Here is a 15,268-nt window from a genome sequence, read left to right as displayed (position 1 = left end):
TCTACCAGTCCTCGAAGCGGGTCGGGTCGAGGACTGCCTCGGCCAGTCCGCGCAGCGTCGGCTGCCGGAGGACGCCCGAGGGCGGCATCTCCAGACCGGCCTTCCCGGCCCGGCTGGCGACGATCAGGGCCAGCATGGAGTCACCGCCGAGTTCGAAGAAGTTCTGCTCGGGATCGGCGACGGGCACCCCGAGGACCTCTTCCCAGATCTGACGGAGGGTCAACAGGGTCTGGTCCGTCGACGCCGCTGCTGCGGTCATGCCTCATCCCCTCGATGCGTCGGGTGTTCCCGTGCGACAGCAGACGGATCGTAGTCGGGCCGCTCCGCCGGACACGCCCGTCCAAAGGACGGGTTCCAGACCGGCCGTAGGGCCGAAGCCGGGCGGCGCCGATCCGAGGAAGGCTGAGGGCCTGTCCTCAGTCCCGGAGGAAAGGGAACCAGGTGCCGGGCCCAGTCGCTACACCCCCGCCGCAGGGCCTCGTGCTCGACGGCCGATCCCTGTCGCCCGGCGAGGTGGCGTGGGCCGCCCGCAGTGCCGCCTCGGCGGTGCCGGCTTCCCTCAGCGAGGGGGCCAGGACCCGGATGCGGGACACCGTCGACCTGAAGTACGCCCTGCTGGAGCAGGAGATCCCGATCTACGGTGTCACGACCGGCTTCGGCGACAGCTGCAGCCGGCAGATCTCCCCGCGGAAGGCGCACGAGCTCCAGCGCAACCTGGTGCTCTACCACCTCAACGGGACCGGCCCCGCCGCTGCCCCCGAGGTGGCACGCGCGACCATGCTGATCCGCGCGAACGCCCTGTCGCGCGGCCCCTCCGCGATCCGTCCCGAGGTCGTGGACCGGCTGCTCGATCTCCTGGGCCGGGACGTCCTCCCGCTGATCCCCGAGCGCGGGTCGCTCGGCGCCAGCGGCGATCTGGTCCCGCTCTGCTATCTCGCCGCCACGCTGATCGGCGAGGGCGAGGTGCTTCACCGGCGGACCGTCCGGCCCGTACTGGACGCCCTGGCCGACGAGGGCCTCTCGCCGGTCGAGCTGGAGCCGAAGGAGGGGATCGCCCTCATCAACGGCACCAGCTTCACCGCCGCCTACGCGGTGCTCGCCGCGTGGGACGCACGGGAGCTCGCCGTCGTCGCCGAGCTGGCCACGGCCATGACGCTGGAGGCCCTGCGCGGCAACGCCTCCGCGATGCACTCCTTCGTACACGAGAACAAGCCCCACCCGGGTCAGGTGGACAGCGCCCGAGCCGTCCGCGCGCTGCTGGAGGGCTCGAAGCTGGCCACCTCCTTCGAGGAGATCCTGCTGCGCCGGGAGATGCTGGCCGGGCGCGGATTCGTGCAGCTCAACGAGCCGGTCCAGGAGAAGTACTCGGTGCGCTGCGCCCCGCAGATCATCGGCATCGTCCACGACACGCTCGAGTGGGTCGAGCGGTGGCTCCGCGTGGAGGTCAACTCCTCCAGCGACAACCCGCTCTTCGACGCCGAGGACGGCGGCCTCCATCTGGGCGGGAACTTCTACGCGGGCCATGTGGGCCACGCGATGGACGGCCTCAAGGTGACGGTCGCCGGCCTCGCCGACCTGCTCGACCGCCAGCTGGCGCTGGTGGTGGACGAGAAGTTCAACAACGAGCTGCCGCCCAACCTGATCGTCGCCCGCGATCCCGACGACCCCGAGGCCGGGCTGCACCACGGATTCAAGGGCATGCAGATCGCCGCGTCGGCGATCACCGCGGAGGCTCTCAAGCAGGCCAACCCGGCCTCGGTGTTCTCCCGGTCCACCGAGGCGCACAACCAGGACAAGGTCAGCATGGGCACGATCGCGGCCCGCGATGCCCGGACGATCAACGGCCTGGTCCGCGAGGTGGCCGCCATCCATCTGATCGCGCTCGCCCAGGCGATCGAGCTGCGCGGGACCGAGCTCTCGTCCCCCGCGATCCGGTCGGTGCACGCGCTGATCCGCGAACACTCCCCGTTCGTGCACCGCGACCGCCGACTCGACCACGACATCAGTGCGGTGATCGGGCTCATCGAGAGCGGGGCGCTGCGGCGCGCCGCAGGTCTCACTGACGCCGACTTCATCGCTGGACGGAGGCTGGCAGATGCTGTTGCTGCGTGACGGTGCCCAGAGGGCGGAAGTCGGCCGACTCGCCGACGAGCACACGGCCCTGGTGGACCGCAACCATCGCGGTGAGGCCGATCTCGCCGCGGTGCACGCCGGGAAACTGGTGACCGCCCTGGCGGCGGCCGCCGCCAGCCCGCTCTACCGGGACCGTCTCGACGAGCCCCTCCGGGCCGCCGTCGGTGCCGACCCGTCCGCCCTTCTGCGCGACGTCTTCCCGGCGCTGCCGCTGCTGGGGAAGGGCGAACTGGCCACGTCCGGTGGCGCCGCGTTCACCCGGCCGCTCACCGAGTTCCTGCACTACTACGAGTCGTCCGGCACGACCGGCGATCCCGTGGCCGCGCCGAAGGCGATCGACGACCTGGTGGTCAACACGATCAACATCGGCACCCTCTGGGCGCAGATCCTGGAACCGGACGACGTCGCGCTGGTTCTGATCAACGCGCCGTTCGCGCCGGCCGCCTACCAGTTCGAGAAGGTGCTGGAGTACCTCGGCGTGATGTCCTTCCGCCCCTGGGTGGACAACATCACCGGCAACTACCACCGGGTGCTGCGGCTGATCGCCGAGCTGGGCGCCAACGTCTTCGTCGGCCCGCCGTCCCGCCTCCTTGAGATGGTCCAGTTCGCCCACCGCAACGGGCTGCCCGCGCCGAGGTTCGACCGGCTTCTGCTGATGGCCGAGCAGACCGGGCCGAGCTTCATCCGCCATCTCGAGCGGCTGACCGGCGCCACCGCCTACGTCTGCTCGTACGGCTCCTCCGAGACCGGGACCACCGCGGTGACCTGCGGGCAGCGCAACCTGCACCTGCAGACGCACAGCTACATCCTCGAACTCACCGACGGCACCGGTGTCCGGCCGATCGACGGCTCGGCCGACCAGGGCGAACTCGTGGTCACCACCCTGGACATACCGTCGCGGCCGCTGCTTCGCTACCGGACCGGCGACCAGGTCGAGATCGTCGGCACGGACTGCCCGTGCGGCGTCCGGACACCGGTGCTGCGGACCCTCGGCCGGCAGCAGGACGTCGTGACGCTCTCCGGCAACGGAATCCGGCAGAACGACCTGGAAGCCGCCCTCTGGTCGACCCCGCTCCCGCGGCACACCGTCTTCAACTACATGATGGTGGTGCGCGATCGCTCCGTGGTGCTGCTGGTGGCGACGGACGGCATGCCGGACACCGCCTGGTGCGAGTACGTCGCCGAGCGGCTGAGGCCGCTGTTCGGGGACATGACGGTGACCGTGCGGGCGGTCGAGACGCTGCCGCCCCTCGCCTCGCTCGGCCAGTACCTCGGCTGGAAGCTCGCACGGGTGCTGGACCTGAACGACGAGACGAACTGGGCCAGGCTGCCCGAGCCGATCAACACGCTGGTGGCCGAGTCGCTGGACCAGTTGGCGCCCGGTGACGCGGCCCACGGCCGCCGGGACGGGGACGTCGGCTGACATGTGCGGAATCGCGGGATGGATCGACTGGGCCCGGCCGATGGCGGACCAGGGCAGGACCGTCGAGGACATGGCTGCCACCATGGACTGCTCCGGCCAGGACGCCGGGGCGACCTGGCTGTCGCCGCACGCGGCGCTGGCGCGCTGCGGGCGGACCGGCGTCGGCGAGCCGCGGTGGGGCGCTCTGACGGGCACCGCCGGCGGTGAACCCGGGGACGCCGTGGTGGCGTTCGACGGCGAGCTCCACAACCGCGGCGAGCTGCGGGCGGAGCTGGCCCGGCGCGGCTGCCGGCTGTCCGACGACGCCGACGCCGAACTGGTCCGCCGGGCCTACCTCGAGTGGGGCGAGGAGGCGTTCGACCACCTGGTCGGGATGTACGCGTTCGCGGTCTGGGACACCCGCTCCGAGACGCTCCTGCTGGTCCGGGACCGGCTCGGGGCCAAGCCGCTCTACTGGACCGAGTGCGACGGCGGGGTGATCTACGGCTCCCGGCCGAAGGCGGTCCTCGCCAACCCGCTCTTCCCGGCCGAGGTGGACGCCGAGGGACTGGCCGCGCTCTTCACCGTGGCCATCAAGCCTCCGGGCGCCGGGGTCTACCGCAACCTCCGCGAGCTCCGCCCGGGCTGCGTGCTCCGGGTGCGCCGGACGGGCGCCTACGAGCGTCGCTACTGGCAGGTCCGCACGGCGCCGCACACCGACGACCTGCCGGCCACGACCGCCGAGGTCCGCCGTCTGCTGGGCCGGGCGGTCGAGTCGCAGCTGGTGTCCGACGTGCCCCTGACCTCCCTGCTCTCGGGCGGCATCGATTCGAGCGCCATCGCCGCCCTGGCCGCCGCGTCGTGGGCCGGGACAGGCCGGAAGCTCTCCACCTACTCGCTCGACTTCGCCGACGGGGAGCGCGACTTCAAGGCCGACGCGCTGCACGTCAGCCGGGACGCGCCGTTCGTCCGGGCCGTTGCGGAGCACCTCGGGACGGTGCACAGCGAGGTCGTCGTCCAGGCCCCCTCGCTCATGGACGAGCTGGGGACCACCCTGCATGCCCGCGACATGCCCGGCGTCGGCGATCTCGACGCCTCGCTGCTCCTGCTGTTCCGCGAGGTCCGCAAGCAGGCCGGGGTGGCGCTCTCCGGGGAGGGCGCGGACGACATCTTCGGCGGATACCCCTGGTTCCTGGCCGAGGCGAAGCAGCCGACGGCCAACTTCCCCTGGTCGGCCGGTGTGACCGACCGCAACGCCCAGCTCTCCCCGGAGCTCCGTGCCGTGCTCGACCTGGACGGCTACGTGGCCGATGCCTACGCCGACGCTCTCGCCGAGGTGCCGCACCTCGACGGCGAGACGGGTGCGGACCGACGGCTGCGCGAGGTCTTCCACCTCCAGCTCACCCGCTTCCTCCCGTTCCTGCTCGACCGCAAGGACCGGATGAGCCGCGCCAACGGTCTGGAGGTGCGGACCCCGTTCTGCGACCACCGACTGGTCGAGTACCTGTGGAACGTCCCGTGGGAGTACAAGCGCGTGGGGGAGCAGGAGAAGGGACTGCTGCGCGCGGCCGTCGCCGAACTGCTGCCGACGCAGGTCGTGAACCGGCCGAAGAGCGGCTTCCCGTTCGGCCAGAGCCCGACGTACCTGGAGGCGATCCGCCGCACGGTACGAGAGATCATCGGCGACCCGTCCTCACCGGTGGTCGGGCTCGTCGACACCGCGGCCGTGCGGTCGATGGTGGACAGCGACGCGTGGTTCAGCGGCACGTTCACGCCGCCGCCGTGGCTGCCGCGCATCGTCCAACTGGACCGCTGGCTACGGGAGTACCAGGTCGCCGTCGTGCTGTAGCCGGCACACCGGGCGACCGGACGTCGATCGTCATTCGGAACACAGACAGAGGGGAGACGCCGCGGTGTCGAAGGTGCACATCGAGGAGTGGGGCAGTGGTGACCGTGTGGCCGTCCTGATCCATGGGATCACGGCCGACGCGAGCAGCTGGTGGCAGACCGGGCCGGAGCTGGCCGCCCGGGGCTATCGGGTCCTGGCGCCCGACCTGCCCGGGCACGGTCGCAGCCCGCGGTGGGACGCGTACACCCTGGAGGCCATGGCCGATGCCCTGGTCGAAGCGGTACCCGCACGGCCCGCGCTCGCGCTGGGCCACTCGCTCGGCGGGCTGCTGCTGGCCCTCGGGGTCTCCCGCCTCCAGCCGGAGCGGACGGTGTACGTCGACCCTGCGTGGGCGGCGGCACCCCCGGACGGCGGAGCCATGGCCGATGCCCTGAGGTCGCAGAAGGACTGGGACCTGGAGCGGATCCGCCAGGCCCTGCCCGGCTGGGAGCCGCAGGCCCAGGAGAACAAGCTGGCCGCGCTGGCCCAGTGGGACACCGCCACGCTCGCGTCCTTCGAGGGTTTCGCCGGCCACACGCCCGCCAAGCCCACCGAGCCCTCGCTGATCCTGCTCGCCGACCCGAGCTACAACATCCCGCCGCAGCGGGCCGAAGCGCTCCGCAGCGAGGGTTTCGAGGTGCGCGTGGTCCCGGACACCGGGCACGTCGTGCACAACGAGGACTTCGCCGGCTTCAAGGCCGCTCTGCAGGGCTGGTACTGAGGGCTGCTCATGGGACACGACGAGACCTACCCGGCACAGGAACCGTCCTGGGCCCAGCGCCACCGGCTGGGCCAGATCGCGGGCGACGTGGCCGCCGGGATCAACCGGCCGAGCCACCCGGCGGCCACGTTCCGGCTGCGCGGACCGCTGGACGTCCAGGCGCTGGAGCGGGCCTGGCGCCGGCTCCAGCTGCGGCACCCGGTGCTGCGGTGCGGGTTCGACCCGGACACCGGCCGGTGGCGGCTGGACCGGCCGGCCGAGCCGGAGCCGATCACCATGCTCTCCGGCGCCGGCTCCCGGGGCGCCGGCGCGGCGGATCCGGCGCGGATCGTGGCGGACGCCTCGGACGCCCCGTTCGATCTGGAGCACGGGCCGCTGGCCCGGCTGCTGCTCCTCGAGACCGGCGACGGCTTCCTCTTCGCCCTGGTCACGGACCATCTCGTCAGTGATCTCTGGTCGGTCAACATCCTCATGGAGGACCTGACGGCCTGCTACCGGCAGGAGCTGGGCGAGGCGGTCGACCTCCAGCCCGATGACTCGGCCGCCTTCCCGGTGTACGTCCGGGACCAGAACGCGTATCTCGCCTCCGACGCCGGTCGGGCGACGCTGGACCGCCTCGCGGAGCGCCTTCGGGCGGTCGGCCCGATACCGGAGCTGCGCTTTCCGGGGTTCACCGGCGCCGCCACGGCGGGCTACGCGAACCCCGGTGTCTTCCGGGCGACCATGCCCGGGGACCTGGTCGCGGGGGTGACCGCCGGGGCGCGGAAGACCAGGATGAGCAAGTGGAGCTGGATCCACGCGGCGGTGCACCGCGCGCTCTACGAACTCGGCGACCAGGACGCGATCGGCACCACCCTGGTCACGGCCAACCGCGAGTCGTTCGACGTGCGGCGGACCGTCGGATTCCTCTCCGGCCGGGTCGTCATCGCGACCGAACGCTCGGCCGCCTCCGACGCCGGGACGTTCCTCGAGCACTTCAACCGCGCCGCGATCCGCGCCCTCGACGTCAGTTCCTCGGTGCCCTGGGGCAGCATCATCGAGCGGATGACCCCCGATGCCTTCGGCGGTCCCAGCGGTGTGCCGTACTTCTCCTTCAACCCACAGCCGCTGAGCCTGAACCGGATGTTCGAGGAGTACGGCTTCGCCCACTGCACCTCCGAGCCGGTTCCGCCGCCCGGACTCACCCTGGACGCCGCGGTGGCCGTCCTGCCGGTGGAGGGGCCGGACGGGATCTCCGTGATCGCCCACCACCGGGTCGACTGGTACCCGGCCGAAGCGGTCGAGCGGCTCTGGGAGACGGTCGAGCGGACCCTCGGGGCGTGGGCCCGCGAGCTGGGAGTGCACGAGCAGTGAGTGCGGACGGGAGCGACAAGGCGGCCGGACCGGGTGCTCCGGGTTCGCTGCGGCGCCGGATCGCCGCGGCGGTTCCGCCGCCCGGCCCGATCCGGGTTCTCCAGACGAACACCCTCATCGGGAGCACCGGCTACGGCCTCTACACCTCCGGCAGCGCGCTGTTCTTCGTGAAGGTGGCGGGCCTGTCGGCGGTCCAGGTCGGCCTGGGCTTCTCCGTCGCCGGCGTGGTGGGCCTGCTGCTCAGCGTGCGCGTCGGCCGGCTGGCCGACCGGTGGGGGCCGCGCGAGGTCTTCCTGGGATTCTCGGCCCTGCTGGTCGGGCTGCTCGTCGTCGCGGTGTCCGTCCGCTCGTTCGTCGCCTTCCTGTTCGTCGTCATCGCGATCGGATGCGCCGAGACCGGTATCAACGTGGCCCGGGGGGCGCTGACCGGGGCGCTGCTGCCGAAGGAGACCCGGGTCCGCCTCTCGGCCGTCACCCGGGTGCTGACCAACATCGGCTTCTCGCTGGGTGTGCTCATGGCGGGCGTGGCGATCGGGGTGGGCACCCGGGCCGCGTACTCGTCCCTGATCCTCGGTATGGCGGTCACCGCCACCCTCGCGGGCCTGTCGAGCCTGCGGCTGCCCAGGATCGGGCCGGCCGCCGGCACCCGGGCGGAGCGCCGCGAGCGGTTCCGCTACGACGTTCCGTACCTGGCCGTGTCGTTCGTGAGCAGCATGACCTCGATCGGGAACACCGTCCTCACCGTGGGCCTGCCGCTGTGGATCGTCAGCCAGACGTCGGTCCCGCGGCCGCTGGCCGCATGGATGATCCTCGGCAACACCGCACTGGTCATCCTGCTCCAGGTGAAGGTCGCCAAGGGCAGCGAAACCACCGCGGGCGCCAGGCGGATGCAGCGCGGTGCGTTCCTCGCCCTCGCCGCCGCATGCGCGGCTGTCGCGCCGACCCACGAGCTCGGCACGCCGGTCGCGGTGGCGCTGCTGCTGGTCGGGGTCGCCCTGCTCACGCTGGGTGAACTCTGGGGCGAGAGCGCCGTGTGGGCGTTCCGGTACGGGCTCGCCGACCCGAACGCGCAGGGCGCCTACAGCGGCATGTTCGTGTTCAGCAGCTCGATCCCGATCGCGGCGGCACCCGTCCTGGTCACCTTCCTGACCGGCAGGTTCACCCTCGCCGGATGGCTCGTCCTGGCGCTGGTCTTCCTCGCCGGTCTGGCCGTGAACGGGCCGGTGATCGCCTGGGCCGAGCGGACCCGCAAGCCCGAGCCGGCGGTGGAACCCGGTTCCCGGAGCGCTCCCGGTGACGGCGCTCTGATCAGTTCAGCAGAGGAAGGTCAGAACCGATGAACCCGTCGACGGCGGCACACGGGGCCGCGATGTTGCCGGAGTTGACCGCACTGGCGGCGCGGACGCTGGGACAGCCCGCGGACCAGGTGACGTCGGACGCCGCGCACAGCTCGTTCGTCGCCCTGGGCGGCACCTCGTTGCGCGCCGTCGACCTGGCGGCCCGGGCCGAACGGCTCGGAGTCGCCCTCGACCTGCCGAGGCTGCTCGGCCCCGATGCGCTGGGCACGGTCCTGGCGGCGGCCGAGCCGCGGGTGGCAGCCCCCGCCGAACGGGAGGCCGTCGGGTCGCGTGAGCGGGACCTCTCGCCGGCCGAGGCGGGGATGCTGCTGGGCGAGGAGGCCGGGTGCGGGACGGCCTGGCACCTGCTGTTCAGCGCGGACCTGCGCGGATCACTGGACGTCGAGCGGCTCCGCGGGGCTCTTCAGGCGGTCACCGACCGCCACGAGGCCCTGCGGACCGTCTTCGTGCACCGGCCGGACGGGCTGCGGGCCCGGGTCGTCGCGGGATGGCGGCCGCGGATCGTGCGGAACGCGATCGACCTGCCCCGGGGCGATGGCGGTGTCGAACTGCTCCATACGATGCTGCGGTCGGCCTCGACCTCGCTGCTGGCGCCCTTCGAGCGCCCGCCCGTGGTCTTCGTGCTGACCCGCGCGGGTGCCGAGCGCCATGTGCTCAGCCTGCTGGTCCACCACGCGGTGGTCGACGGCTGGAGCATCGGGGTGCTCTGGCGGGAGATCTTCGACCACTACGCCGGTGCCCGGCCCACCGGTACCGCGCCGTCCGTCCAGAGCCCCCCTCCGAGCCGGATCGAGGCCCTCGCGGTGCGGCGGGCCGGCGAGCTGGCCGGGGCCCCGAGGGTCGCCCGGCTCCCCAGCGACCTGCGCCGGGCGGACCTCTTCGACCACCGGGGCGTGCGGGTGCCGGTCGAACTCGACGCGTCGACCCGGGACGGCTGTGCGGCCCTGGCGGACCGCTGCGGCGTCACCCGCAACACCGTCCTGTTCGCGGCCTGGTCGGTCGCCGCGGCCCGGCGCCTGGGGACGAACGACCTCCTGACGGGACTCTCCTGGGTGGGCCGGTCCACCGTCCGGGAGCAGCAGACGGTCGGGCTGGCGATGACCCTGCTGCCGGTGCGCTGCGGCGTCGACCCCGAATTGACGGTCCGTCAGCAGATCGCGGGCATCAGCGGTGACATCCGTACCGCCCTCGGCGCGCGGGAGGTGCCGTTCGAGCGGCTGGTCGGCGGTCTCGGCGCGGTCACCGACAGCGTGCAGAACCCGCTGGTCCAGATCGCCTTCGCCGCGCACGACGAGATGGTCCCCGACCGCGTCGACGTGCCCGGGCTCGACGTGGAGATCCACGAGGGCCACTGCGGCGGTGCGATCTTCGACGCCCTGCTCTACGTGCAGCGCTGGGGCGAGCGGCCCCGGCTGTGCCTGGAGTACGCCACGTCGGCGCTGGCGCCGTGGGAGGCTGCGCAGCTGATCGCGGACTTCCGTGGCGTCCTCGCGGCGATGATCGACGGCGCCGACACGGACCTCCCCCTGCGGGACCTGCTGACGGAGCCGCAGACCGGTGACGAGCCACTCGCCGCGGGCGACACGGGCGACACGGGCGACACCGGTGACGCGGGTGACCGCGACCGGGCCGACCTCTGGCGGTTGGTCGAGTCGATCGCGCGCAGTCGTCCCGACGCGCCGGCGGTCGTGGAGCCGGGGTCGGCGCCGCTGAGCTACGCGGACCTGGTGCGCGCCGTCGAGGCGCAGTCGGCGGCGGTGCGCGCGGCCGGGGTGACGGTCGACGACCACGTGGTCGTCGCGGTGCCGCGCTCGGCCCGCGAGATCGTGTCGGTGCTGGCCGTACTGCGGGTCGGAGCCGCCTACATCGGTGTGGAGCCCGGCCAGCCGGCCCACGTCCTGCGCCAGGTCTTCGACCTGGCACGGCCGTCGCTGGTGCTGGCAGGCCCCGGCCGCGCGGCCGAGCTGGAGGGCGCCGGGCTGCGGGTACCCGTGCTGGAACCGCTCGACCCCCGGCGGCCGGACGACGGCCCGGTGCCGCCGGCGGCGGCACCCGACCCGGAGCGGGTCGCCTACGTCGCGTTCACCTCGGGATCCACCGGCCTGCCGAAGGCGGTGCGCATTCCGCACCGCGCGGTGTGCCGCCTGGTCGCCGACGGGAGCGTGGTCCGGGTGTCCGCGGCGCGGCGCTTCCTGCGGCTGGCCCCGCTGTCCTTCGACGCGTCGACGCTGGAGCTGTTCGCCCCGCTGGCCGCCGGCGGCGCGATCGTCGTGCACCCGGAAGGGATTCCGTCGCCGAGTTCGCTGGCGGGCCTGCTCGACGAGCACCGGGTGACCGGGCTCTGGCTGACCGCCGGGCTGTTCCGGCTGGTGGCCGACCACACGCCGCGCGCCTTCGCCGGCGTCGACCAGCTGCTGACCGGCGGGGACACCGTCCCCGCGGCCCAGGTGCGCCGGGTCCTGGAACACTGCCCCGGGCTCCGGGTGACCAACGGATACGGGCCCACCGAGAACACGACGTTCACCACGGTCCACCACGTCGACGACCCGGCCGAGGTGGGCGAGACCGTGCCGATCGGGCGGCCCGTCACGGGAACCGCCGTGTCGATCCGCGACGAGAACGGGCAGCTCGTGCCGCGGGGCGCGATCGGTGAGCTCTGCGCGTCGGGTGACGGCCTGGCGGTCGACTACCTGAACGACCCGGCGGCGACCGCGCGCGCCTTCGGGCGCGACCCGCAGGGGAGGCGGTACTACCGGACCGGGGACCTGGTCCGCCTGGACGCCGACGGGAACCTGCGGATCCTCGGCCGGCGGGACGGCCAGGTCAAGATCCGCGGCTTCCGGATCGAGCTCGACGGGGTCGGCTCGGTGCTGAGCGGCCTGCCCGGGGTGACCGACGCGGTGGTCGCGGCCGCCGGTGACGACGGGGGCGAGCCCCGGCTGGTCGCCGGGATCGTGACCGCGGACGAGGGCCTGGACCTCCAGCGGCTTCGCGCACTGGCGGCGGAACGGCTGCCGGGCCACGCGGTACCCGCCCTGTGGGCCGTCTGCCGGAGCCTTCCCACGACGCCCAACGGCAAGGTCGACATCGCGGCCCTGACCGCACTGGCACTGGGCGGAGCCACGGACCGGGACGCCGGACCCGCCGCGGCGCAGGCCGACACCGTCGAGGTGGAGGAGATCGAGGACCTGGTCGCGGAGATCTGGGAGGACGTGCTCGGCACCGGCGACTTCGGCTACCACGACCGCTTCGCCGAGGTGGGCGGGGACTCGCTGAAGCTTCCGCTGGTCCGCAACCGGCTGGTCGAGACCTACCCGGCCTTGGAGATAAGGCTCATCGAGCTGTTCAGGTACCCCACCATCGCCGAACTGGCGGTGTTCGTCCACGGGAAGATGGCGGACAAAGCATGCTGACGACCTCCGACCGGCCCGCGGCCGGACGGCCGACGCGGTCCATCGCGGTGATCGGCCTGGCCGGACGGTTCCCCGGCGCGGCCGGAGCCGCGGAGCTGTGGGACAACCTGGTGGCGGGCCGCGAGTCGCTGACCCGCCTGACGGACGAGCGGCTCGCCGCGGCAGGAGTGCCGCTCGCCGACCGGAGCAGTCCGGACTACGTGCCGGTGCGCGGACTCCTCGACGGCGTCGAGCTGTTCGACTCCGAGTTGTTCGGGTACTCGGCGCGGGAGGCCGAACTCACCGACCCCCAGCAACGGCTGCTCCTCGAGTGCGCCTGGGAGGCCCTCGAAGACGCCGGCCACGGCGGCTTCGACGGCCGAGGGGGCGTGTTCGCGGGGACGGGCGTCAACGGTTACCTGCTGCGCCATGTCCTGTCCGGACCGCGCGGGCAGGACCCGTCCGAGCTTCTGCAGGTGGTGATCGGCAACGAGAAGGATCACGCCGCCACCCGCATCGCCTACAAGCTGGGTCTCAGCGGGCCGGCCCTCACGGTGCAGACCGCCTGCTCGACCTCGCTGGTCGCGGTGCACCTCGCCGCCCAGAGCCTGCTCAACGGGGAGTGCGACCTCGCCCTGGCGGGCGGCGCGTCGGTCCAGCTGCCGCAGGAGTCCGGCTATCTCCACACCCGGCACGGCATCCTCTCACCGGACGGACACTGCCGACCGTTCGACCGGGACGCGCACGGAACGGTCGTCGGCAGCGGTGTGGGGCTGGTCGTCCTCAAGCGGCTCGACGAGGCGCTGGCCGACGGCGACCGGGTGCACGCGGTGATCCTCGGCTCCGCGATCAACAACGACGGTGCCCGCAAGATCGGCTACACCGCACCCAGTACGGCCGGTCAGACCGAGGTCGTCCGGGCGGCACTGCGCACCGCCCGGGTGGACCCGGCCACCATCGGCTACGTCGAGGCCCACGGCACGGGCACCGAACTCGGCGACGGCATCGAGGTCGCCGCGCTCACCGAGGCCTACCGGGATTCCACGGCGGAGAGCGGGTACTGCGCCCTGGGCAGCGTCAAGGCGAACGTCGGGCACCTGGACGCGGCCGCCGGGGTCACCGGTCTGATCAAGGCCGTACTCGCGGTCCGAGAGGGCGTCATCCCCCCGAGCATCAACTGCGCACAGCCCAACCCCCAGATCGACTGGGAGGACTCCCCGTTCTTCGTGAACACGGCCCTCCGGCCGTGGCCGGCCGGCAGCACGCCCCGGCGCGCCGGCGTCAGCGCGTTCGGCGTGGGAGGCACCAACGCCCATGTCGTCCTGGAACAGGCGCCGGCGGCCGAGCCGGCCCCGGAAGCGCCCGCCGGGCCGCACCTCATGATCGCCTCGGCGCACACCGAGAAGGCCCTGCGGACACGCGCCGAGACGCTGGCGGCGCATGTGCGGCCGGCCGGCGCGACCCCGGTGGCAGACGTCTGCCACACCCTGCGGACCGGCCGCGCCGTCCTGCCGTGGCGCACGTTCGCGGTGGCCACGGAGTCCGCGGAACTCGGGGACCGCCTCGCCCGGTCGCTCCCGCGCCGGGCCGCGCGCGGCGTGAACCTCGGCTTTCTCTTCCCCGGCCAGGGATCCCAGTACCCGGACATGGCGGCGGGTCTGTACCGGGCCCTGCCGACGTTCCGGGAGGTGTTCGACGAGTGCGCCGAACTCCTCGCGGCCGAGTCCGGCGTCCACCTGCGGCCGCTGCTGCTGGAGGCCGGCGACGACGCCGAGTCCGCGGCGCGGCTGCGCCGGACCGCGCTGGCCCAGCCCGCCGTCTTCGTCACCGAGTACGCGCTCGCCCGCCAGCTGGGGGAGTGGGGGCTGCGCCCCAGGACGATGCTCGGCCACAGCATCGGCGAGTACGCGGCGGCGTGCCTGGCCGGGGCCGTCGGACTGCCCGACGCGCTACGGCTGGTCGCGGTGCGCGGGCGGCTGATGGACGCGCTGCCCGTCGGCCGGATGCTGGCCGTGCTGGCCGCGGAGGAGACCGTGGCCCCGCTGCTGCGCGGCGACGTCTCGGTCGCGGCCGTCAACGGTCCCCAGGCGGTCGTGGTCGCCGGACCTCCGGAAGCGGTGGACGAGCTGGCCGCCGAGCTCGCGGCCCGCGGCGTCACCGCACGGCCGCTGCAGGTCTCGCATGCCTTCCACACCGCCATGATGGATCCGGTGCTCGCCGACTTCCGCCGCGAGGCGTCCACGGTCGCCTACCGCAGGCCGCGCACCCGGATCCTGTCGAACCTGACCGGTGCCGTCGTACGGGAGTACTCCGCCGACTACTGGACCGAGCACCTGCGGCGACCCGTGCGCTTCGCCGACGGCCTGGGCCGGATGCTCGCAGCGGCCAACCCGTTCCTCCTGGAGGTCGGGCCCGGCCGGGCGCTCACCAGCCTGGTGCGGGCGCAGGGCGGCGCCGTCGACCTGGACTGCGTCCCGACGATGCCGCGAAGCGGAGAGCGGGGGCTCGCCCACGAGACCCTGCTCACCGCGGTCGGCGAGGCCTGGGCCGCGGGCGCCGAGGTCGACTGGCAGGCGTTCGGCCCGTCGCGGCGCCGGAGGGTTCCGCTGCCCGCCTACCCGTTCCAGCGGCGCAGGCACTGGCTCGACTCCTCGGTGCCACAGGCCGACGCCCGTACCGAGATGCCCGCGCAGCCGCCCGCCGAGCAGCACACCGTCGGACGACCGGCCGACGAGCCCCCGGCCGGATCCGGGGCCGAGGCCGGCCTCGAGGCGTCGGTCCGGGCCGTCTGGCAGCGGCTGCTCGGCAACGTGCCGGTCCTGCCGGACTCGGACTTCTTCGTCTTGGGCGGAGACTCCCTTCTCTCCGTCCGGCTCATCGGCATCCTCCACCGAGAGCACGAGGTCGAGATGAGCCTCCAGGACGTCCTCGATCACCCCACCTTCGCGTCCCAGGTCGAACACGTTGCCAGGCTGACGGGCCGCCCCTCCAGTGCACTCGAACGCCCATGACGGAAAAGGT

Annotated in this window: 9 protein-coding genes; 8 read left to right on the top strand and 1 reads right to left on the bottom strand. The window is 73.1% G+C overall.

Translation table 11 applies throughout. From position 1 onward, the window contains the following. Window position 1: 1 nt before the first annotated feature. A complete protein-coding gene (locus tag AB0M18_RS13940) occupies window positions 2-259 on the bottom strand; it encodes a phosphopantetheine-binding protein (protein ID WP_365757384.1) in 258 nt (85 codons plus the stop codon). 182 nt (window positions 260-441) lie between these two features. Here AB0M18_RS13940 and AB0M18_RS13935 point away from each other — a divergent pair, with 182 nt between their 5' ends. From AB0M18_RS13935 to AB0M18_RS13900, 8 genes are all read left to right on the top strand, one after another. Then, window positions 442-2,112, top strand: coding sequence for an aromatic amino acid ammonia-lyase (locus AB0M18_RS13935; RefSeq protein WP_365757382.1), 1,671 nt, complete (start codon window positions 442-444; stop codon window positions 2,110-2,112). Continuing rightward, on the top strand, window positions 2,096-3,556 hold the full coding sequence (locus tag AB0M18_RS13930) for a hypothetical protein (RefSeq protein WP_365757380.1): 1,461 nt from the start codon (window positions 2,096-2,098) through the stop codon (window positions 3,554-3,556). The genes AB0M18_RS13935 and AB0M18_RS13930 overlap by 17 nt, the downstream gene beginning before the upstream one ends. Window position 3,557: 1 nt before the next feature. After that, window positions 3,558-5,384: an asparagine synthase (glutamine-hydrolyzing) gene (gene asnB / locus AB0M18_RS13925; RefSeq protein WP_365757378.1), complete on the top strand. Its 1,827-nt coding sequence runs from the start codon at window positions 3,558-3,560 to the stop codon at window positions 5,382-5,384. A 64-nt stretch (window positions 5,385-5,448) separates the two neighbouring features. Then, a complete protein-coding gene (locus tag AB0M18_RS13920) occupies window positions 5,449-6,144 on the top strand; it encodes an alpha/beta fold hydrolase (protein ID WP_365757376.1) in 696 nt (231 codons plus the stop codon). Window positions 6,145-6,153: 9 nt separating this feature from the next. Next, window positions 6,154-7,497 carry a condensation domain-containing protein gene (locus tag AB0M18_RS13915; protein ID WP_365757374.1) on the top strand — a complete coding sequence of 448 codons (1,344 nt, stop codon included), beginning with the start codon at window positions 6,154-6,156 and terminating at the stop codon, window positions 7,495-7,497. Beyond that, complete coding sequence (locus AB0M18_RS13910) at window positions 7,494-8,837, top strand: MFS transporter (RefSeq protein WP_365757372.1); 1,344 nt, start codon at window positions 7,494-7,496, stop codon at window positions 8,835-8,837. The genes AB0M18_RS13915 and AB0M18_RS13910 overlap by 4 nt, the downstream gene beginning before the upstream one ends. Further along, window positions 8,834-12,268 (top strand): amino acid adenylation domain-containing protein, encoded by a 3,435-nt coding sequence (locus AB0M18_RS13905; protein ID WP_365757370.1) that lies wholly within the window; start codon window positions 8,834-8,836, stop codon window positions 12,266-12,268. The genes AB0M18_RS13910 and AB0M18_RS13905 overlap by 4 nt, the downstream gene beginning before the upstream one ends. Further along, window positions 12,262-15,258: a beta-ketoacyl synthase N-terminal-like domain-containing protein gene (locus AB0M18_RS13900; protein WP_365757368.1), complete on the top strand. Its 2,997-nt coding sequence runs from the start codon at window positions 12,262-12,264 to the stop codon at window positions 15,256-15,258. Before AB0M18_RS13905 ends, AB0M18_RS13900 begins: the two co-directional genes overlap by 7 nt. The last annotated feature ends 10 nt before the right edge of the window (window positions 15,259-15,268 follow it).

This window comes from Streptomyces sp. NPDC051909 (assembly GCF_040681095.1).
Lineage (GTDB): Bacteria > Actinomycetota > Actinomycetes > Streptomycetales > Streptomycetaceae > Streptomyces.
The sequence above is the reverse complement of the archived record's forward strand: the minus strand, read 5'-3'. Positions and strand labels throughout refer to the sequence as shown.